14 protein-coding genes are annotated in these 20,959 nt (G+C 68.0%); 2 read left to right on the forward strand and 12 right to left on the reverse strand.

All coding sequences use genetic code 11. From position 1 onward, the window contains the following. Nucleotides 1-55: 55 nt before the first annotated feature. The 6 genes from VLI63_RS05280 to VLI63_RS05305 all read right to left on the reverse strand — a co-directional run bounded on the left by VLI63_RS05280 (nt 56) and on the right by VLI63_RS05305 (nt 9,797). Nucleotides 56-826 carry a glucosamine-6-phosphate deaminase gene (locus VLI63_RS05280; RefSeq protein ID WP_409155860.1) on the reverse strand — a complete coding sequence of 257 codons (771 nt, stop codon included), beginning with the start codon at nt 824-826 and terminating at the stop codon, nt 56-58. Beyond that, the gene (locus tag VLI63_RS05285) at nt 819-1,832 is read right to left on the reverse strand and encodes an ROK family protein (protein WP_409155861.1); all 1,014 of its coding nucleotides are present in this window, start codon (nt 1,830-1,832) and stop codon (nt 819-821) included. The genes VLI63_RS05280 and VLI63_RS05285 overlap by 8 nt, the downstream gene beginning before the upstream one ends. Continuing rightward, complete coding sequence (locus VLI63_RS05290; protein ID WP_409155862.1) at nt 1,829-3,340, reverse strand: glycoside hydrolase family 3 protein; 1,512 nt, start codon at nt 3,338-3,340, stop codon at nt 1,829-1,831. The genes VLI63_RS05285 and VLI63_RS05290 overlap by 4 nt, the downstream gene beginning before the upstream one ends. A gap of 73 nt (nt 3,341-3,413) precedes the next feature. Then, nucleotides 3,414-4,619, reverse strand: a complete 1,206-nt coding sequence (locus VLI63_RS05295; RefSeq protein ID WP_409155863.1) for an ROK family protein — start codon at nt 4,617-4,619, stop codon at nt 3,414-3,416. A gap of 58 nt (nt 4,620-4,677) precedes the next feature. Then, a complete protein-coding gene (locus tag VLI63_RS05300; RefSeq protein ID WP_409155864.1) occupies nt 4,678-8,286 on the reverse strand; it encodes a S8 family serine peptidase in 3,609 nt (1,202 codons plus the stop codon). A gap of 281 nt (nt 8,287-8,567) precedes the next feature. Next, nucleotides 8,568-9,797: an NADP-dependent isocitrate dehydrogenase gene (locus tag VLI63_RS05305; RefSeq protein ID WP_354574386.1), complete on the reverse strand. Its 1,230-nt coding sequence runs from the start codon at nt 9,795-9,797 to the stop codon at nt 8,568-8,570. Nucleotides 9,798-9,940: 143 nt separating this feature from the next. Between VLI63_RS05305 and VLI63_RS05310 the strand changes: the two genes are divergently transcribed. After that, a complete protein-coding gene (locus VLI63_RS05310; protein ID WP_409155865.1) occupies nt 9,941-10,393 on the forward strand; it encodes a GNAT family N-acetyltransferase in 453 nt (150 codons plus the stop codon). A gap of 145 nt (nt 10,394-10,538) precedes the next feature. After that, the gene (locus VLI63_RS05315; protein ID WP_409155866.1) at nt 10,539-10,871 is read left to right on the forward strand and encodes an MGMT family protein; all 333 of its coding nucleotides are present in this window, start codon (nt 10,539-10,541) and stop codon (nt 10,869-10,871) included. A gap of 614 nt (nt 10,872-11,485) precedes the next feature. Here VLI63_RS05315 and VLI63_RS05320 read toward each other — a convergent pair. The 6 genes from VLI63_RS05320 to VLI63_RS05345 form a co-directional block, all read right to left on the reverse strand. Then, the gene (locus VLI63_RS05320; RefSeq protein WP_409155867.1) at nt 11,486-13,300 is read right to left on the reverse strand and encodes an ABC transporter ATP-binding protein; all 1,815 of its coding nucleotides are present in this window, start codon (nt 13,298-13,300) and stop codon (nt 11,486-11,488) included. Beyond that, entirely contained in the window at nt 13,297-15,015 is a 1,719-nt protein-coding gene (locus tag VLI63_RS05325; protein WP_409156583.1) for an ABC transporter ATP-binding protein, read from the reverse strand. The genes VLI63_RS05320 and VLI63_RS05325 overlap by 4 nt, the downstream gene beginning before the upstream one ends. A 517-nt stretch (nt 15,016-15,532) precedes the next feature. Continuing rightward, the gene (ddaH, locus tag VLI63_RS05330) at nt 15,533-16,732 is read right to left on the reverse strand and encodes a dimethylargininase (protein WP_409155868.1); all 1,200 of its coding nucleotides are present in this window, start codon (nt 16,730-16,732) and stop codon (nt 15,533-15,535) included. A gap of 613 nt (nt 16,733-17,345) precedes the next feature. Then, nucleotides 17,346-18,950, reverse strand: a complete 1,605-nt coding sequence (purH, locus tag VLI63_RS05335; RefSeq protein ID WP_409155869.1) for a bifunctional phosphoribosylaminoimidazolecarboxamide formyltransferase/IMP cyclohydrolase — start codon at nt 18,948-18,950, stop codon at nt 17,346-17,348. Then, a complete protein-coding gene (purN, locus tag VLI63_RS05340; protein ID WP_409155870.1) occupies nt 18,947-19,585 on the reverse strand; it encodes a phosphoribosylglycinamide formyltransferase in 639 nt (212 codons plus the stop codon). Before purN ends, purH begins: the two co-directional genes overlap by 4 nt. Nucleotides 19,586-19,685: 100 nt before the next feature. Then, on the reverse strand, nt 19,686-20,903 hold the full coding sequence (locus VLI63_RS05345; protein WP_409155871.1) for a DUF6350 family protein: 1,218 nt from the start codon (nt 20,901-20,903) through the stop codon (nt 19,686-19,688). Nucleotides 20,904-20,959: the final 56 nt, after the last annotated feature.

Genomic DNA, 20,959 nt, shown 5'->3' on the forward strand with positions numbered 1-20,959 from the left:
ACATCACCCATCCTCCCCGCCGTGGTCGCCATTCGAGCGGGTCGAGAAGCGGGGGTTACAGGCCTTCCCACTCCGGCTTATTGGCCCAGGCGTAGCGGTAGTAGTCGACGTTCGCGAGGCCGGATGCGGCGGCCTCATCGACGATCACCGTGACGTGCGGGTGCAGCTGGATCGCGGACCCTGGAGCACTCGCCGTCACCGGCCCCTCCACGGCGGCCGCGATCGCCGCCGCCTTGCCGGCGCCGAAGGCAAGCAGCACCAGGTGGCGGGCGCGGCGGATGGTGCCGAGTCCCTGGGTGATGCAGTTGACCGGCACCTCGTCTACCGAGGCGAAGAACCGGGCGTTGTCGCGGCGGGTCTGCTGTGTCAGGGTCTTGACACGGGTGAGCGACTCGAACGACGATCCCGGCTCATTGAAGCCGATGTGACCATCTGTGCCGATGCCGAGCACCTGCAGGTCGACTCCCCCGGCCGCCCGGATGGCGAGCTCATAATCCTCGCCCGCCGTCTCGATCGGTCCGAGGTGGCCGGGAACCGCCACGAGCGATTCGTCGAGCCCGAGCGGTTCGACCACCTCCCGGGCGATCACGGCGCGATAGCTCTCCGGATGACCGTCGGGCAGTCCGACATACTCGTCGAGGGCGAAGCCGCGGACGCGGGAGAGATCGGCCCCCCTGTCGGCGAGGGCGCGCCAGACTCCGAGCGGGGTCGATCCGGTCGCGAGGCCGAGCACGGCATCCGCTCTTCTCGCCACGAGCGCGAGGATGGCGTCCGCCGCCAGTTCGCCTGCCTCCGCGGTGCCTTTCACGATCACGATCTCAGCCATCGGTCGATGCCCTTCTCTGGTCCGGTTCTCGTTGCGCGTCTGGTTCTCGTTGCGCGTCTGGTTCTGGTTGCGGGTGTGGTGTCGGTCGCGGGCCGGCACCGTGCGATGCGGCCCCGACGAAGGCGGCCCCGACCGCCGAAACGGGAGTGCCCGCAGGCACGAGTCGCACCCGCTCGGAGAGCCGCAGCGAGGCGATGAATGGCGAGTGCTCCGACCAGCCGTCGAGCGCGGCCCGGATCCCCTCCAGCAGGGGGTCGCCGAGCGAACTGATCCCGCCACCGATCACCACGGTCTCCACATCGACGCTCAACACGAGGATCCGCACCGCGGAGGCCACGTTCGCCAGAAACCGCTGCTTCACCGCGACGGCGAGGGGCTCGCCCGCGAGCGCCGACTCGAACAGCGCGTGGACCGGGGAGGCGGCCTCGCTCGGCCACTGTCGCGAGACGGCGGATCCGGAGGCCACCATCTCGAGACATCCGCGCTGTCCGCACTGGCAGACCGGGCCGTCGGGGTCGACCGGGATGTGCCCGATCTCGCCGGCGGTGCCGCGGGCACCGCGCCACAGCCGACCCTCGAGGACGAGGCCGGCGGCGAGCCCGGTGCCCAGGTTGAGATAGGCCATGGATGTCGCGCGCGGCAGCCCGAGCAGATGGAAGGCTCCGAGCGCCGCGGCATTCACATCGTTCTCCACCCGAACCGGCAGCCCGAGCATGTGGGAGAGCTCGCCGCCGAGTTCGAGCTCCTCCAGCCCGAGATTGACCGCATGCGAGACGCGTCCGCTCGCGCTGTCGACCGCACCCGGCACGCCGACACCCACCGATTCGATGCTGTCGATCGGCACCTGCAACGCGGTCGCGAGGGACGAGACCACTCCCGCTGTGGTCTGTAGCACCGAGGAAGCCCCGAAGCCGGTAGACACCCTCAACTGGTGGAGGATCCGACCCGTCTCGTCGATGGCCACCGCGTCGGTCTTCGTGCCGCCGACATCCACTCCCACTCTCATGCGCCGGCCTTCCGCTCCAGCCAGAGGAGCAGGGCGAGGCCCGCGTGGCGTGACGCTCCGAAGGTGGCGACTTCGGCGTAGCGCCGGTCGTCCGATGGCCAGCCCATCTCCACGACGACGGTGGACGGATGTTTCCGGCGCGCCTCGTCGATCAGGCTCCGCACCCACGCCTGGCGATGGTTGCCGCGACCGACGACCACCGGTTGTGTGCCGGGCGGCAGCTCGAGTGCCTCCCCCTCTCGCACCACGAATACCTCGGCACCGGCCGCTGCCGGCCCCCAGGGGGACGCGCCCACGGCGATGTTCGCCTCGGTCTCCAGGACGACGATGGCACGGTCGGGTTGAATTCGAAGGCCGGCCGCGCTGAAGGCGGCAGTGTCCAATACGGCGGTGTCGAATACGGCGGTGTCGAATACGGCGGTGTCAAACGCAGCGGTGTCGAATACGGCGATGGTCCGTTCGAGTGAGAAGCGGGGCTCCGACGTATATGCCGGCAGCGGAATGTCGTGGGCGTCCTTGATGCAATCCCGAGCCAGTCGTCCCACCCTCGAGGCGGCATCGGTAAGGCGTTCGGGGTGCAGCCTTCCCGTCGCCACGGCATCCGCGAGCGCCCGCTCGATGTCGTCGAGCTGTTCGGCGGTGTTCTCCGTGCCGATGCAGAGGAGGTCGCAGCCGGCGGCCACGGCCCTCACGGCCGCCTCGGGGATGCCGATCTCGCCGCTGGCCCCGGCCATATCGAGGGCATCGGTGACGATCACCCCCTCGAACCCGAGTTCTCCGCGCAAGAGGCCTCCGAGCACCGTGGGAGAGAATGTCGCGGGATACTGCGCATCCAGCTGCGGCACCATGATGTGCGAGGTCATGATCGTGCGCACGCCCGCGGCGATCGCGGCCACGAAGGGCACGAGCTCACGGTCACGGAGCTGGTCGAGCGATCGATCGATCACCGGCAGTGCCAGGTGGGAGTCGAGGGCGGTGTCGCCGTGCCCCGGAAAGTGTTTGGCGCTGCCGCCGATTCCCGTCGACTGGAGTCCCGTCACCCAGGCGGCGCTGTGGCGGGCGACGAGCGAGGCATCCGTGCCGAAGCTGCGCACGCCTATCACCGGGTTGTCCGGGTTGGAGTTGATGTCGACATCCGGAGCGAAATCGAGGGTGCACCCGGCTCGGCGCAACTCCCAGCCCACGGTCGTCGCTATCGCTGTCGTGTAGTCGACGTCGTCGGTGCGACCAAGGATGGCGTTGCCCGGATAGGGCGAGCCGACCCGATCGTGCAGGCGGGTCACGTCGCCGCCCTCCTCGTCCACGGCGATCACGGCGAGGGGATTGGCGGCACGGATGGCGGCGGTGAGTTCGGCGAGCTGCGCTGCGGAGACGATGTTCTGACCGAACAGGCAGACCCCGGCGAGACCGGCGCGCAGCCGGACCGCGAGCCAGTCGGGGAGAGTCTCCCCCACAAAACCCGGAAGCAGGACGCCTGCTTGGGTGATCCCGGAAGCTTGGCTGACCACGTTGTGCTCCCTTCGAATCGCGAAACGGGGTTTGTTAGTAGAGCTTACTAACGTGACCTGCCGTGGCGAAAGCTCAGGACACACCCAGTCGTGAGGAGATCACCATGACCGCGGCTCCCCGCAGGACGATGTCGTCCCCGAGGGTCGAGAGGCGCAGCGCGAGACCCCCGTGGAACCGGTCCATCGTGCGGCCGCGAATAGTCTCGAGAGTCGCCGCGGTGAGCGAGCCGCCGAGGAGCGAATCCGGGCCGCTCAGCACCACCTCGCTGAGGTTGAGAGCCCCGACGATCGGCGCGAGCGCGATTCCCAGCCGAGTGCCCGCCTCGCGCAGGATGATTGTGCGGGACGCCGCCGGATCCGGATCGCGCTCGGCCTCTCCCAGCTTCGCCTCGAGCCGGGGTGCGGCGAGCCAGGTCTCGAGACAACCATGCTTGCCGCAGCTGCAGAGCTCCCCGCCGTCGGTGCCGACGACGACGTGGCCGATCTCGCCCGCCGCGAATCGGCTGCCGTGCAGCAGGGTGCCGCCGAGCAGGAGTCCGGCGCCGACCCCGCGGCCGACCCGCACGAGCATGAGGTCTCCCTGCGCGTCGCCGTAACTGTGCTCGGCGAGAACCGCCGCGTTGGCATCGTTCGCCACGACGACCGGCACTCCGAATCGCTCGGAGAGCTCGGCCTGCAGCGGTAGCTCGGTCCAGTGGAGGTTGGGTGCGCTCACCACTGCCCCTGCGAGGTCGACGATGCCGGGAGATCCGACGCCGATTCCGAGCAGGGGTGCCGTCACCACAGCGAGCAGGTCCTCGATGAGGGAGAACACCTGCTGAAGTGCCGCCTCCCCTGCACTTCCCGCGATCGTAAGCTCCACCCGGCGAAGGATCGTGCCTCCCAGATCGAGTACGGCCCCGCGGAAGACCTCGGAATCGCTCAGGTCGATGCCCACGATCTGAAACGCTGCGCGATCGATATCGAGCAGGATCGCCGGCTTGCCTGGCCGGGGTCCGTCGCGCTGGCCGGTCTCGACCAGCAGGGCCTCCGCCATGAGCTCGGTAACCAGATCGGAGACGGTGACTCTCGTGAGCCCGGTGCTGCGCGCGACATCCGCCCGGCTCTGCTGGCCGGCAGTAAAAAGGGTCTGGAGCACGAGGGCCCGGTTGTGCCCGCGAGCGTGTTCCGGCAGCACTTTGGCGTTCGGTCGCAGCGGGCGCCCCGAGGCGCCGGCACTGCGCTGCGAGAGGAAGGATGCCCGCGAGCGAGCCGCCCCGGTCTCGCCTGGCTGCGTCATGTTTGTTAGTAAAGCTTACGAAGGGGGGTGCCGCAACAGACCCCCCTTCGCACTGCGGCTAGAAGATGACCAGATAGCGCTTCGTCGGGCTGGTCGACCCGGCAACGGTGTCGGCCGCCGTCGGCACGAAGCTCGCTCGCACCGAGTAGATACCGCTGCCCCTCTTCGGCAGTGGGTAGCTCACGACACCCGAACTCCCCGCGGCGATCGGCACGGTGGCGACCGGACGACCGTTCACGGTGATCACGACCTGCCCCGCGGGCAGCGCGGCGGCACCGGACGTCAGCTTCACGGTCGCCGTCGTCTGCTGCCAGGAGAACAGCACGGTGCGGCTCAGGGAGAGGCTCGTCGCGGTGGCGAACTTCACCGTGACCGCGGCAGAGGTGGCCGTGCCCGGGGGCAGCGTGCCCTTCATCGCGGTGACCACCACGGTGAGCGCCTTGCCCTGGTCAGCAGTCGCTACGCGATAATTCGCCCGGGTCGCACCGGGGATGTCCACCCCGTTCGCCTGCCACTGGTAGGCGAAGCGCAGGCCCGCGACATCCCACGGTCCGGGCGTCGCGGTGAGCCGCTGGCCGACCTCCGGGGTGCCGGTGATGGTTGGCGGAGCCGTGTTGAGGGGCGTACCCGGTTTCACGTCGGCCTGTGTCACCACATTGACGACGGTGTACGCACCGGTGTCTCCGTAGCTGACGAGTCCGAGATAGTTGGAGTAGGCCGCGAGGCCCGCCCAGGCTGCCGTGTAGGTCGCCGGCACACCCTGCTTACCCGGCAGCACCGGGGGCGTGAGGGTGAGCGGGGCGCCCCCGTCGGACACCGCGTAGGTGTGCAGGTCGAAGGTGGTCGGCGCGGGCGCCGCATACACACTCACCTCCACGAGATAGCTTCCGGCATCCGGAGCGAGTAGGTTCACCCGCTCGTCGGCAGAGCCGGTGGCCGACTGGAAAGCCGCGACCGGAGTGCCCGTGGCATCCAACTGGTAGACCACGAGGTCGAGGTCCGCGGCGTTGTCGGTGGTGTCGAGATCGAACCGGGCGTACTTCGATCCGGCGGGCACGTCGACCGTGTAGTCGAAGGTGTCAGCCTCGGCACTCGACCCCGAGTGGCCTGGCGTGCCGCCCGCGGTGGGGTCGGGCTGCAAGGTTCCGGCGGTGAGACCGGTGGTCGTCAGCGGGATGTCTCCATCACCACCCGGCGTGACGGTCACGTCGACCGATCCATAGGTGCCGGTGCCGTTGGCGGAGGCCGGTGCCACGATCGTCACGGGCTGCACCGCGATCGGACTGCGGACCGTCGTCGAGCCGCTGGTCCAGGTGAGGGAACCCGTGGCGAAGGCATCGAGAGGCGCCGTCGTGCGGGTGAAGGTGACCGTGTAGCTCTTGGACTCGCCTGCCGCACCGAAGGTGAGGGTCGATGGGGTGACCACCGCGTCGATTCCCGGCACGCTCGCCGCAGCGGTGAAGGTGCCAGCCTGGGTCGAGGTGACCGTGCGAGTGACGGTCTGCGAGCCGGTGAGTGATCCGATGCCGATGGAGGCCAGGTTGAGATCACTCGGATCGATCGGGGCGACTCCCACGTCATAGCCGGCGCCCTGGATGTAGCCGTACCAGTCGTCGAGACCGTTGAGGTAGAGGAGTCCCGGCGCGAAGAACCTGGTCGGGTCGGCGTGACCGGCTCCCTGGGTGAACGGATCGGTCACCGCCTTTCCGGCACCGTCCTTGGTGTCGTAGGCGGTGGTCATCAATGCGGACTTGATCTCCGACGGCGTCGCGGTGGGATGCACACCGAGGTAGAGCAGACCGAGGCCGGAGATGTGCGGCGCGGCCATCGAGGTTCCGGAGAGGAACTGGAAGGTCGGGTCGGCGCCGGCGGCGTTCGCCCCGTCGGCGATGATCGCCACCCCGGGGGCGGAGATGTCGGGCTTGATGATGTCGCTGCCGTCGGCGAGCACCGGGCCGCGGGACGAGAATCCCGCCACGATCGGAGTCGGCGGGGTGTCACCCGCGGTATTGTCCGGGGTGAAGGTGGCCGTCGCACCTGCGGTCGCCGCGTAGGCGAGCACCTGATTGTGGTGCTGCGCATCCAGGTGAACCGTCGGCACGGAGTGCGGGTCGAGGTCGAGCGATCCCGCAACCACATTGACGAGGACCATGCCGATTCCTCCGGCACGCTTGACCCCGGCGGACTTGTCCACCCGAGCGTTGGTTCCCCGCTCACAGACCACGATCTTGCCGGCTGCCTTCGCCGGGTCGAGGGAGTTCGTGAAGCAGAGGTTGGGGCTCGTGCCACCCGCGAGTGCCACGCTCGCCGCGGTGACGAGCGGGCCCGTGAGTGGAGTCGCACCCGCGGTCCGGTCGACGGAGACGGATGCGCCGCCGAACTTGCTGCCGTCGCCGAGGGTCACTGTCGCCTCGTAGCTGGGGATCGTGCTGGCGGCGACCGTGGTGATCCACGGAGACGCGTTATCGAGAGTGGATGCGCCCGGGCCGGAGTTGCCCGCCGAGGCGGAGACGAAGACTCCGGCAGCGGCAGCGCCGAGGAAGGCCTGGTCGGTCGGTGACACCGTGGTTTGGGCCGCCCCGCCGCCGATCGAGTAGTTGATCACGTCGACGCCGTCTGCGACCGCCTGGTCGATTCCGGCGAGGAGGTCGGAGGTGGCGCATCCGTCATCGGTCGTCACCGAGGGATCGGGACCGGACCAGCAGACCTTGTAGACGGCGATCTTCGCCGCGGGGGCGACACCGGTGATCGTGCCGTAGCTCGTGCCGCTGACGGAGGCGGGAACTCGGGCGTCACCCGCGGCGGTGCTCGCGGTGTGGGATCCGTGGCCGTCGCCGTCACGCGGCGAGACGTACTCGCCTGTCGCTGCGCTTCCGATCTTGCCGGCGCCGAAGCCGGCGAGGAAGTATCGGGCGCCGATGATCTTGGTGGAACAGTCTGCGGCCGTGAATTGCTCACCGGTCTGGCACACACCGGTGAAGGTGGCACCATCGGCCTTCGCGAAGGTCGTGGTGGTGCCGTTGAGATAGGGGTCCGCACCCGCGGTCGTTCCGAGGGGCGAGCCGGCGAAGGAGGGATTCTCCGGGGCGATGCCGGTGTCGAGATCGCCGAGCACGATGCCCTTGCCCGCCTTGTCGAGACCGCCGATCTTGTCCCACACGCCCCCCGTGCCATCGAGGCCGAGGAACGAGGTCGACGGGGTCGCCGTCACGTGCTTGAGTTCGTCCGGTGCAAGGGACGCGACTTTCCTGTCGGAGGAGAGCGCGGCGAGCTGCTTCACCGAGAGAGTCGCGGAGAAGGCATTGAGCGCCAGCGTGTAGGACTGGTCGATCTTCACGGCCGCCGCCCCCGCGACATTCTTCTGCTCGGTCGAGAGGTATTCGGAGTAGGTCTGCACGGCCTTGGCCCGGGCATTGAGCTGCTTGCCCTCCACGGGCTTCGTGGCCGCGTAGCCCTTCACCCCTCCGCGATACGTCGCGACGGCCGGGTCGGCGAGGGTCACGATGTAGCGACCGGGAGTGAAGGTGGTCTGGTGTTGACCACCGATCCCGGTGGGGGCGGCACTGGCGCTGAGCGCGGTGCCGGCGACGAGGGAAGTGGTGATCAGGCCGACGATGGCGAGGCCTGAGAGTGCTTTCCGAATGCTCAATACTTTCCGAATGCTCACAGATAGGTCCTTTTCGTGGAAGGTGAATCTCTGCCGGGCAGTCGGGAACTGCGCGCGATTGTCTCAACCTAGGGTTCTACCCCCGTCCCGGGGGTGCCTCGTTACTATTCCGTTACCGGAATGTCCCCCGTCCGTCCCTGAACGGGACAAACGGGGGACACTTCGTCCGGCCTGTCGGCGGTTGACTGCAAGACGGAGGAGTCGCTCAAACGACGAACGCACGGGCGCCATGCGGCACCCGTGCGTTCGGAAGACGTTCCTGGTGAGCCCAGGTTGGTGGACTAACCCAGTCGCGCGGCGAGATTCTTGTCGAGCGTGTCGAGGAACTCCTCGGTGGTCTCCCACTTCTGGTCCGGTCCGACGAGCAGCGCGAGGTCCTTCGTCATGTGACCGGCCTCGACGGACTTGATGACGACGTCCTCGAGCGTTGCGGAGAACGCCTCGAGCTCGGGGTTGTTGTCGAGCGTTGCGCGGTGCGAGAGGCCGCGGGTCCAGGCATAGATCGACGCGATCGGGTTGGTCGAGGTGGGCTTGCCCTGCTGGTGCATCCGGTAGTGGCGCGTCACGGTCCCGTGCGCGGCCTCGGCCTCGACGACCGATCCATCCGGAACCGAGAGCACCGAGGTCATCAGACCGAGCGAGCCGAAGCCCTGCGCGACGGTATCTGACTGCACGTCACCGTCGTAGTTCTTGCAGGCCCAGACGTAGCCGCCCTCCCACTTCATGGCGGAGGCCACCATGTCGTCGATCAGGCGGTGCTCGTAGGTGAGACCTGCCGCGTCGAACTTCTCTTTGAACTCGGCCTCGAAGACCTCCTCGAAGATGTCCTTGAAGCGACCGTCGTAGGCCTTGAGGATGGTGTTCTTGGTGGAGAGGTACACCGGGTAGTTGCGGGTCAGGCCGTAGTTCAGGCTCGAGCGCGCGAAGTCGCGGATCGAGTCATCCAGGTTGTACTGCACCTGCGCGACCCCGTCGCCCGGGGCGTCGTAGACCTCGAACTTGAGCGGCTCGGATCCGTCTTCCGGGGTGAACTCCACGGTGAGCTTTCCCTTGCCGTGAAAGCGGAAGTCCGTGGCACGGTATTGGTCGCCGAACGCGTGGCGTCCGATGATGATCGGCTTGTTCCATCCCGGAACCAGTCGCGGGATGTTCGAGATGATGATCGGCTCGCGGAAGATCACACCGCCGAGGATGTTGCGGATGGTGCCGTTCGGCGACTTCCACATCTTCTTCAGGCCGAACTCCTCGACGCGGGCCTCGTCGGGAGTGATGGTCGCGCACTTGACACCGACGCCGTGCTTCTGGATGGCATGGGCGGCGTCGATGGTGACCTGGTCGTCGGTCGCGTCGCGGTGCTCGATACCGAGGTCGTAGTACTCGAGGTCGATGTCGAGGTAGGGGTGGATCAGGGTGTCCTTGATCTTCTGCCAGATGATTCGCGTCATCTCGTCGCCGTCGAGTTCGACGACAGTTCCTGCGACCTTGATCTTTTCAACCTGGCTGTTGGACAAGCGATTCTCCTTACACGACGGGGCATTCTGCGCACCGCGTGTAAGCTTACCGGTTTCTCGAAGTATCTCGATATCGAGATACTTTCCGGACTCGAGACGACTCCGACTACCCCCGGATCGGTGGCGGGGGTTAGCCTGTGCTCATGGCTGAACTGAGACTGGAAGAGTTGTCGGCGAGAACTATCGTTGCCGCCAACAGCCTCACGCTTCGACGCGGGCAGGAGCAGTTCGTCACTCCCCCCTCTTACGCGATCGCGGATGCGTACCTCAGTCCGGTCACGTCCTGGCCGCGGGTGGTGCTCGACGGAGACACCGTCGTCGGCTTCATCCGGGGCAATTTCGACCCGGATGCCACGCAGGAGGAATTCCGCAGCTGTATCTGGCGCGTCACCGTCTCCGCCGATGCGCAGGGCACCGGAGTCGGACGTTTCGCCGTCTGGGCCCTCGCGGAGGAGGCCCGCCAGCGCGGCTTCGATCGCATCACCGCCATCTGGGAAGAGGGCGAGGAGGGCCCGGAGCTGTTCTTCCTCCACACCGGCTTCACCGTGGTCGGCGAGACCCAGTACGGCGAGAAGATCGGCGAGCTCGGGCTGTGATTCGGGTGCTGAGGGCTGTGGGGGCGTCGATTCTTCGGATTGCGATGAACGTGCTCCCCGGCCTCGCTGGCCGCAACTCGGAGCCGGTGCGGCCGACACCGCGCCCGCCGGAGTATCGGCCATAGCCGGCCCACCCTCCGAACGAGTGAGCTTCGATACGGCGGCCTCTGATGGGCCCGCTGGCGACTTCGTGTCCCGCGTGCTCACGGTGGTCGAGGCCATCCCGAGCGGCCGGGTGATGACCTACGGCGATGTCGCCGCCGCCATCGGATCCCGCGCTGCGCGGGCCGTCGGCCAGGCGATGGCCTACTACGGGTCGGATGTGGCGTGGTGGCGGGTCATCCGGGCGAGCGGCCATCCCGCGGTCGATCACGAGTCAGCGGCCCTCGAGCATTTCCGTGTCGAGGGCACGCCGCTGACGTGGTCGGCTTCCGGCATCTTCCGCGTCGACCTGACCAAGGCGCGCTGGGTGTCCTGATCGGGGTCATGTGCCCTGTGCCCTGTGCCCTGTGCCCGCAAGATCCCCCGCACCCCGCCGAACCGTCACAAACAGCTCCCCGCTCGGCCCGCCCAAGCACTTTGTGACGGGTGACCGTCGCGGGCGCCCGGCGCGGCGCACCCGCCCGGCGCCCGGCGCGTGGCTCACGGCTCCCCGGCGCACGGCTCACGGCGCACGGCTCACGGCTCACGGCCCCCCGCTCGGCCCGGCTCACGACTCACGGCTCCCCGGCTCACGGCTCCCGGCTCCCGGCTCGCGGCTCACCAACTGGCCGAACGGTCACAAACTGCTCTCGACTTCGCCGCAACGAGCTGATTTTGACGGTTGACCCGGACCGTACCGGCTCCCACGCAGCCCAACCGTCACACATAGCGCTCTACTCTGCCTCCCCAAGCACATTGTGACGGATGATCGCCGCACCTCGCCCGGCCCTGGCGCTGGCGCTGGCCCCATCCCAGCAGATCGCCGAACCGTCACAAACAGCTCTCCGCTCGGCCCGCCCAAGCACTTTGTGACGGGTGATCGTCGCGGCCGCCCGGCACCGGCACCGGCACCGGCAGCGGCGCCCGGCACCGGCACCGGCACCGGCACTCCTAGACCAGCGACTCCCGCCAGGCGGCATGCAGCTTCGCGAAGCGACCGGTTCCGGCGATGAGGTCGCGCGGCGCGCCATCCTCCACGATGATGCCGTGTTCCATGACGAGCACGCGGTCGGCGATCGCCACTGTCGACAGGCGGTGGGCGATGATGATCGCGGTGCGGTCCGCGAGCAGGGTCTGCAGGCCCTCCTGAACAAGACGTTCCGAAGGAATGTCGAGCGACGCGGTGGCCTCATCGAGAATCAGCACGACGGGATCCGCGAGGAACGCCCGCGCAAACGAGATGAGCTGGCGCTGCCCGGCCGAGACGCGACCACCGCGCTTGTTCACATCGGTGTCGTAGCCATCCGGAAGCGACTGGATGAACTCGTGAGCTCCGACCGCCTTCGCTGCGGCGCGGATCTCCTCCGGCGTCGCATCCGGCTTCCCGAGCGCGATGTTGTCGGCAACGGAGCCAGAGAAGAGGTACGCCTCCTGGGTGACCATCACAATCGCTCGCCGCAGGTCCTTCGGATGCAGCCGGCGAAGGTCGATGCCATCGAGCGAGACGACGCCATCCGAGGGGTCGTAGAACCGGGAGATGAGCTTCGCCAGGGTCGACTTGCCTGCTCCCGTCGATCCCACGAGGGCGATGGTCTGCCCGGCCGGGATGTCGAGATCGAAGCGCGGGAGGATGACCCGGTCCGCTTTGTAGGCGAATTCGACGCCCTCGAATCGCAGCTCGCCCTCCGCCTTCCAGAGGTCGATCGGACGGGTCGGGTCCGGCACACTCGGCTGTTCCTCCAGAACTCCGGAGATCTTCTCGAGCGCGGCGGTCGCGGACTGGTAGGAGTTGTAGAACATCGCCATCTCCTGGGCCGGCGCGAAGAACGACCGCGTGTAGAGCAGCGCCGCGAGCAGCACACCGATGGCGAGCCCTCCGCCGGCGACACGCAGCCCGCCGACGAGCAGCACCACGGCGAGCGCCACGTTGCCGATCAGTACGAGACCGGGATCGAGAACTCCGAAGAGCTTGATGGTGCGCAGGTTCGAAAGACGGTAGTCCTCCACGAGTTCACCGAACTCGGTCTCGTTGCGCTTCTCCTTGCGGAACGCCTTCACCGCGCGGATGCCGGTCATCGTCTCCACGAACTGCACGATGAGACGAGCGGATGCGGTGCGCGTCTCGCGGAACGCCTTCTGCGAGCGCACCTGGAACCAGCGGATCAGGAGGCCGAGCGGCACGAGCGATCCGAACAAGACCACTCCGCTCACCCAGTCGATCGAGAACAGCGCCACGGCGATGAACACCATGTACAACCCGCCCTGGATCAGCTGGTTGATACCCGAATCCAGGAGTTCGCGGATGGCATCCAGGTCGCTGGTCTGGCGCGCGATGATGCGACCGGAGGTGTAGCTCTCGTGAAACTCGAGGCTCAAGCGCTGGGTGTGCAGGAAGACGCGCTTGCGCAGATCGATCAGGATGGCCTGGCTGATGCGCGCAGTGAGCACCGTATACCAGGCGATCAGAACCGCCCCGATCACCCCGGTGAAGAGATAGGCACCGACCGCGAAGGCGAGGGGCACCCCGTCGTGTTTCACCAGGGCGGGCAGGCCTGTGTCGATCCCGAACGCGATCAGCGCGGGACCGGCGACCTGCGCGGCCGTCGAGACCACCACCACGATGATCGTGAGGGTGACACGGGCCCAGAGCGGGCGCAGCAGCGAGTTGAGCAGGCGAAGCGAGCGGTCCCGGATCTGCCGGCTCTCCGCCTTGCTGAAGTCGTTGCGCTCTTCGCCCTCGACACCGGTGATGTTGGCGGTGCTCATGCGGTGACCTCCTGCGCTTCGCGCTTCTCTTCATCCTCGAGGCTCGAGATGACGAACCTGTAGTGATCGCTCGATTCGAGCAGTTCGCTGTGGCGACCGACGGCGGTGATACGGCCGCGTTCGAGCAGTGCCACCCGGTCGGCGAGCATGACCGTGGACGGGCGGTGCGCCACAATGAGCGCGGTCGTTGAGGCGAGCACCCGACGGAGCGCCGCCTCGACGAGCGCCTCGGTGTCCACATCCAGCGCGGAGAGGGGATCATCGAGCACGAGCACCTCCGGGCGCGCCGCCACCGCACGGGCGAGCGCGAGCCGCTGGCGCTGGCCCCCGGAGAGGCTGAGCCCCTCCTCCCCCACCTTCGTGTCGATGCCGAAGGGCAGGTCGTAGACGAAGTCCGCTTGCGCGATGTCGAGCGCCTCGGCGAGGTCGGCATCGGATCCCTCCGGACGCCCGAGCATCACGTTGTCGCGCACGGAGGCCGAGAACAGCGTGGCATCCTCGAACGCCATGGCGATGTGGGTGCGCAGGTCGAGTCGTCCGAGGTCCCGGATGTCGACCCCATCCAGCCGGATCGCGCCACCGGTGACGTCGTAGAGCCGGGTGGTGAGCGCGGTGAGAGTCGACTTGCCGGAGCCGGTGAGGCCCACGACCGCCATCGTCTCCCCTGGCTCGAGCTCGAGGTCGATTCCGTCGAGGAGGTCGTCGTACTGGCTCGGGGAATCCGAGTAGCGGAAGTGCACGTCGTCGAAGACGAGACGCCCCTCGGGCTTCGCGATGGTCTTCGGGTGCTCCGGGTCGACGATCGTGTTCTTCGCGTCCATCACCTCGAAGAAGCGATCGGCAGCGGTGCGCGTGTCGAAGGTCATCGACAGCAGGAAGCCGATCGACTCCACCGGGAAGCGCAGCACGGTCGCGGTCGCGAAGAACGCGACGAGCTGGCCGACCGAGATCTGGTCGGCAGCGGCGAGCCAGACGCCGCCGAGAAGGCAGAGTCCGAACGTGACATCCGGAACCATCAGCAGCCAGAGCCAGATGCCGGCGATCGCCTTGGCCTTCTCGATCTCGGTGCCGCGCAGGTCCTCCGCCTGGGAGGCGAAGTTCTTGAGCGCGTGAGGGCCGCGGCCGAAGGCCTTGAGCACCCGGATGCCGTGCACCGACTCCTCGACGGCCGTCGCGAGGTCGCCGGCCTGGTCCTGGCTGCGGCGAGCGACCACCGAGTATTTCTGTTCGAAGAGGTAGCCGTAGATCCAGAGCGGAATCGAGCAGAGCACGAAGACGACGCCGAGGATCCAGCTGATCGAGAGGAGGAACACGAATCCGATGAGGATCGTGATGGTGTTGACGACGAGCAGCACGATGCCGAAGGAGATCCACCGGCGCACCAGGTTGAGGTCGCTGACGGCGCGCGAGAGCAACTGGCCGCTCGCCCAGCGATCGTGGAAGTTCACCGGCAGGTCCTGGAGCTGCTTGTAGAGCGAGTTGCGCAGATCCGCCTCGACATGGGTGCCGGGCTGAAGCACGAACCAGCGGCGGAACCAGATCATCACCGCTTCGAGCACGCCGAGCCCGAGCACCGCGGCCACCGGCCACCAGATCTGGCTCGAATCACCGTCTTGAAGCGGGCCGTCGACGAGGGCACGCAGCACCTGCGGGATGAGCAGCGCGACGAGCGCGGCGATGAGCGCGGAAACCATGCCCAGGTAGATGCGCGGCATGGCCGGCTTCGCCCAGGGGTAGATGCGCACGATGGAGGCGAAGGTGCCCTGGCGTTTCGTGGCCGGGACCTTCGCTGTCGGAAGCGAGCGTTTGCGGTTGTCTGCAGACAAAGGATTTCCTTGCGGATTGGATGGCACGCACCGATGTGGTGGTGGCCGGAAACAGAAGGTGGGAGAGATAGGGATGATGCCGTGCGGACGCGCCAGTGCGGGCCGGGCGACGGACGGTGGAGCTGGCGGGGCAGGCGAGCGACTCGGCGGCCCCGGGTGTTACCGGGTGCCGATGAAGGGGACGAACGGAAGGACGGCACCACGCGTCGCGCCTGCAGTTGCGAGATGTGTGATGGTCATGGTGTCCTCCGGAACAGTTGTGTCTTCACCAGTGTGGCCACGATTCGGCCCCTCGTAAGGGTCGACCGGACAGCCTTACAGGATATGCCCACTACTTACAGAGATACAACCTTTGTCACGAATTAGTCGCAGAATCCTTCTCCCAAGGAGCGGACGCCCGAAGGGCTCAGCGCACCCGCACCGAGAGGCAGGTGACGCAGCCCTCGAGCTTCTCGAACTCGCTGATGTCGGTGGTGAGCACACGGTATCCGAGGTCCGCGATGAGCGCGGCGGACTTCGGAGCTGCGGATGACATCAGCACCGTGTCATCCGCCAACACCACAACGGCCACGCCCTCCGCCTCCGGCACCGCCAGATAGCGACCGAAAACCGATGGGTCATCGACGAGTGGCGGGTAGCCGATGACCGTGCCATCCGGAAGCGCCGTCACAGCGCTCTTGAGGTGCAGGGCTTTGGTCACCGGAACCGCGACGACCGTGTAGCCGAGGGGCGTCACGAGGGCTCGCAACTGGCGAATCCCTTCCGCGTTCGTGCGACCGCCGCGGCCGACGAAGACGGTGCGATCCACCTTGAGCACGTCGCCGCCGTCGAGGGTACCGGGCATCTCGATGCGGCGGATGCTGAGTCCGAGCGCCGCGACGGCCCGCTCCGCTTCGACGATCTCCCCGGCGCGGGACTCGGCTCCGGGGCTGCCGATGATGGCCGTGTCGCCGAAGATCACCATGGTGTCCTCCACGAACACGGAATCGGGCTGACCGGTGGCCACCGGCACCTCCACGACGTCCCACCCGGCGTTCGAGAGCAGTGCGACGTATTCGTCCCACTGGGAGTTGGCGAGCTCGAGGTCCACCGGAACCCGTTCGATGTGGGTGACCTGCCCGTCGGCGAGGCTGTCTGCCGGGGCCCGCACGAGCGCGATGCGGCGGCTGGCGGCATCCGCCTGCCTTCCCATCAGCAGTCGCCAGACGGCGTACCCCGCGGTGACTGTGCCGACGATCGTCGCGAGCACGAAGGGGAGGTTCGTGCCGATGAGCTGGGTCGCGACCGTTTCGGTCACGGGGGAGGCGCTTCGGGCGACCGTGATCGCCGCTCCGGCGATGGCTCCGACGAGACCGGCGACGACGCCGCCGATGAGTCTGAGGTACCAATAGCGATAGAAGCCGACAAGGGCGAAGACGGTGAGGACGACGAAGACGATGAGGGTCGACCCCAGGAAGAAGTCGAGCACCTGGCCGAGAGTCGAGACGCTGCCGCCGTAGAACAGCAGGGAGACCGCGAGAAGCGAGATCAGGGACACGGCTAGGGCGGAGACGACCGCGCCCGTGAGTCGGCGGAGGAATGGCGAGCGGGCGCTGTCGACGGTCATGGGTCCCGACCCTAGGGGATTTCGGCTATGGATCGGCTGTGCCGGGCCGTTGGCCTCGAGACGCTCGCTGGCGCCCGCTACTCGACCGGCGTGGTCGGCACCGCGTCCCGGTCGCCTGGGACGCTGCAGCGGCCGCGCTGCGCCCGCCGCGCGGCTCGAGCCGGCGCAAAGTGCGCTCAAGCGCCTGATTCAGCACCGATTGTGACGGTTGAGCGAGTCGGGGGCGCCGGCCGTCCGGGGCGCCGGCCGTCCGGGGGCACTCCGGCGCCGGCGCGAGCCGCGCGGGCTCAGCCGGCGCGAACTGCTCTCTGCGACAGGGCTCAGCGCCGATGGTGACGGATGAGCGGGCCGACGACAGCGGCAGTCTGCCATCCGACCCCGAAGGTTCCCTGCCCCGTCGCCCAATGCAGCGCCCACTGTCTGTAGCGCCCACTGTCCCGCCACCGACTCCTCGACCGCCGGCACCCCGACCAACGGCACCCCGAGCCCGGCGCTCTGGCCCCGGCCCGACCCAAACCGCTGCGCGCCCGGGCCGAGCCGGCGCAAAGTGCTCCCAGCGGCGGGTTTCGGAGCGGATTGTGACAGCCGGGTGAGCGGAGCGCAGCGCAGCGACCTAGTGGTAGAAGTGGCGCTCGGCCGTGAAGTACATGGTGACGCCAGCAGCCTTCGCCGCCTCGATCACATCGGCATCGCGGATCGACCCACCGGGCTGCACCACCGCGCGCACGTCCGCGTCGAGCAGGATCTGCAGGCCGTCGGCGAACGGGAAGAAGGCGTCGGATGCCGCAACCGATCCGGCCGCGCGATCGCCGGCCCGCGACACCGCGAGTCGGCAGGAATCCACGCGGTTGACCTGGCCCATGCCGACGCCGACCGAGGCGCCGTCATCCGCCAGCAGGATCGCGTTGGACTTGACCGCCCGCACCGCACGCCACGCGAATTCGAGGTCGGCGCGGGTGGCGTCATCCGCCTCTTCACCGGAGACGAGGGTCCAGCCGTCGCTGGAGAATTCGTCGAAGACATCGGGCTGTTGGACGAGAAGCCCCCCGCTGATCTGCTTGAACTCGAGGGCTTCCCGCGTGTAGCCCTCTGGCAGTTTGAGCAGCCGGAGGTTCTTCTTGGTCTGCAGCAGTTCGAGGGCCTCGGGGTCGAAGTCGGGGGCGATCACGACCTCGGTGAAGATGTCCTTCACCGTGTGGGCCATCTCTATGGTGACCGGGCGGTTCGCCGCGATCACTCCGCCGTAGGCCGAGACCGGATCGCAGTCGTGGGCGCGCTGGTGCGCGGAGGCGATGGGATCGCCGGCCCCACGCGCGACCGCGATGCCGCAGGGCTGGGCGTGCTTGATGATGGCGACGGCGGGCTCGCGGAAGTCGTAGGCGGTGCGGAGCGCTGCATCCGCATCCACGTAGTTGTTGTACGACATCTCCTTGCCGCCGAGCTGGGTCGCCTGCGCGATTCCCGCTCCGTGCTCGGTGACGTAGAGCGAGGCGTCCTGGTGCGAATTCTCGCCGTAGCGCAGCACGTTCTTGAGCGACGCGGTCACGCTGAAGGTGTGGGCTTCTTCGCGCGGATGCTCCGCCCGGATCCCCACATTCGCGGCGAAGAACTCGGCAACGGCCGAGTCGTACGCAGCGGTGTGCGCGAAGGCCTCACCCGCGAGACGCTGGCGCTGGGCGAGGGTCGTGCCACCGAGGGTGACGGCCTTGATCACCTGGGCGTAGCTGTCGGGCGACACGACGATAGCGACGTTGGCGTGGTTCTTGGCGGCCGCGCGCACCATCGCCGGTCCGCCGATGTCGATCTGCTCGATCGCATCATCGCCGGTGATCCCCGAGGCGATGGTCTCGACGAAGGGGTACAGGTTCACGACGACGAGCTCGAAGGGGCGGATGTCGAGCTCGGCGAGCTGCGTCTCGTGGCTCTCGAGCCGCAGGTCGGCCAGGATGCCGGCATGGATGGCGGGATGAAGCGTCTTCACCCGCCCATCGAGGGTCTCCTGGAAGCCGGTGACGCTTGCGACCTCGGTGACGGGGTGGCCGGCATCCGCGATCGCCTTCGCCGTCGAGCCGGTGGAGACGATCTCGACGCCCGCGCCCGCGAGAACCGCGGCCAGTTCGAGGAGGCCGGTCTTGTCGCTCACGGAGATGAGGGCGCGGGTGATCGGGATGGCATCCCGTGCGCGGTAGTCGGAGGGGTCGTGGGTCGGTGCACTCATGGGGCACTCCTCAGGTCTGGCGCAGCTGTATCGGAAGCTGCTTTGCGTGCGGCGATGGTCGGGAGGTCGATGGCACCGTTGGCGATGTCGAGCACGGCCTGCACGAGCAGTTCGCGTTCGACCGGCTTGATGCGCTCGTGGAGGGTCGATTCGGTGTCGCCCGGCAGCACGGGAACGCGGCGCTGGGAGATGATCGGTCCGGCATCCACCCCGTTGTCGACGACGATGATGCTCGCCCCGGTCTCGGTGACGCCGGCGGCGAGCGCATCCCGAACGCCATGGGCCCCCGGGAATTCGGGCAGGTATGCCGGATGCGTGTTGATCAGGTTGGGGCTGAGGGCCGCGATCACCCGCGGCGGAAGCAGCTTCATGAAACCGCTGAGGATCACCAGATCCGGCTGCCAGACCCGGATCTGGTCCAGGAGCGCATCGCCCCAGCTCTCCCGGTCATCGAAGCTCGTCAACGCGGCCGCGAAGGTGGGGATGCCGTAGGCCTCGGCATGCTCGAAGCCGTCGGCATCCCGGTCCGCTCCGACCGCGATCACCCTGGCCGGGAACTCGGCATCTTCGGAGGCCTCGAGAAGCGCGCGGAGGTTCGACCCTCCGCCGGAGATCAACACGACCAATGAGAGCACCCACAGAGCCTATCGGAGTGCCCCGCCGGCCGAGTAGCGAGCGCCAGCAAACCACTGGTCGAGTAGCGAGCGCCAGCGAGCGTATCGAGACCACAGGCCCTCAGCGGCGAGACGGCCGCCCGGCCAGTAGCCCGATGACCGCAGCGACGCCGATCTCGAGCGCGGCGAACCCGCCGACGAGCCACGGGGACGGCCCGACATCCACCAGTCGCCCGGGGCCGGCAGAACCGGCGGATGCCCAGGCGAGCAGTGCGAGAAGGACGCCGCCGACGGCGCCACTCGCGAGCCCGGCGGCGATGAACGAGCTGACGGACGCCCGGGGACCGAGCTCGCGGGCCAGGCGCGGTCGCACGACGAGAGCGATGAAGAAGCCGGCGAGCACGGGCACGAGGAGTCCGAGGAAACCCCACCCGAGCGCTCCCGGAGCGGGAAGTGCCCCGAGCACGGGGATCGCGGGGATGGGCCCGAGCGTAGTGCCGAGCGGCGTGACGGACGAGCCTGCTCCCATGGCGAAACCGGGCCCGATGAACCACGAGGCGCCCCAGATCACGAGATTGGGCAGCACCGCCAACTGTCCAATGGTGAGCGCGATCCCGCCCAGAACCCCCGCGTGCACGCCCTCGTACAGGGAGATGATGGCCGCATAATTCGCGAGGAACAGCACAGCGACGGCGAGGGCGGATGCCGCGATCACCACGCTCGCGGAGCCGACGCCGCCGCGCAGCCCGGCCACGATGATCGTGCGCACATCCGGCCGCCAGCCCCGCACGATTCCGCGGGCACTGTCGCCGAGCACGTCAGCCGCGGCGGTGGGAGGGCGCATAATGTCCGACCCGATCACGATCCCGAGGGCGAAGACGAGAGTCGGCAGCAGCGTTCCCTGCCAGATGGAGGGTCGCGCGGCGGGCAGGAGCACGCTGAGCGTGAGCCCGAGCGAGATCACTGCGAAAGCGGCGACGGACACCGCCATCCCGAGCAGTCGATGGGGGGTCTCGCCGATGCGACGACCGGCGCGCACCCCGAGCAGCACGGTCACGAGCGCGAAACCAAGGGGGGCGATCGTGACGATGAACGGGGTTCCCGCACCATCGAATCCCAGTCCGGAGGCCATCACCGGGTCGAGGGTGAGCTGGATGTCCACGCCGGAACCGAGCAGCCACAGGTCGACCGCGGTGCGCCAGAACACGATGAAATCGACCTGGAGCCCGTACTGGAACGCCCACAGCACCGTGAGCGGCACCAAGGGGATCGCGACACCGATGGCGGCGACGAGCACCGCTTCGAGCGCGGAGAAGAGGGCGGTGAGCGGACGATTCATACCGGAGGTGAGCCTACCGGCGGCCCTGCGATCCGCCGGTCCGCCGGTCCGCCGTG

The organism is Lacisediminihabitans sp. H27-G8 (assembly GCF_046156175.1).
GTDB lineage: Bacteria > Actinomycetota > Actinomycetes > Actinomycetales > Microbacteriaceae > Lacisediminihabitans.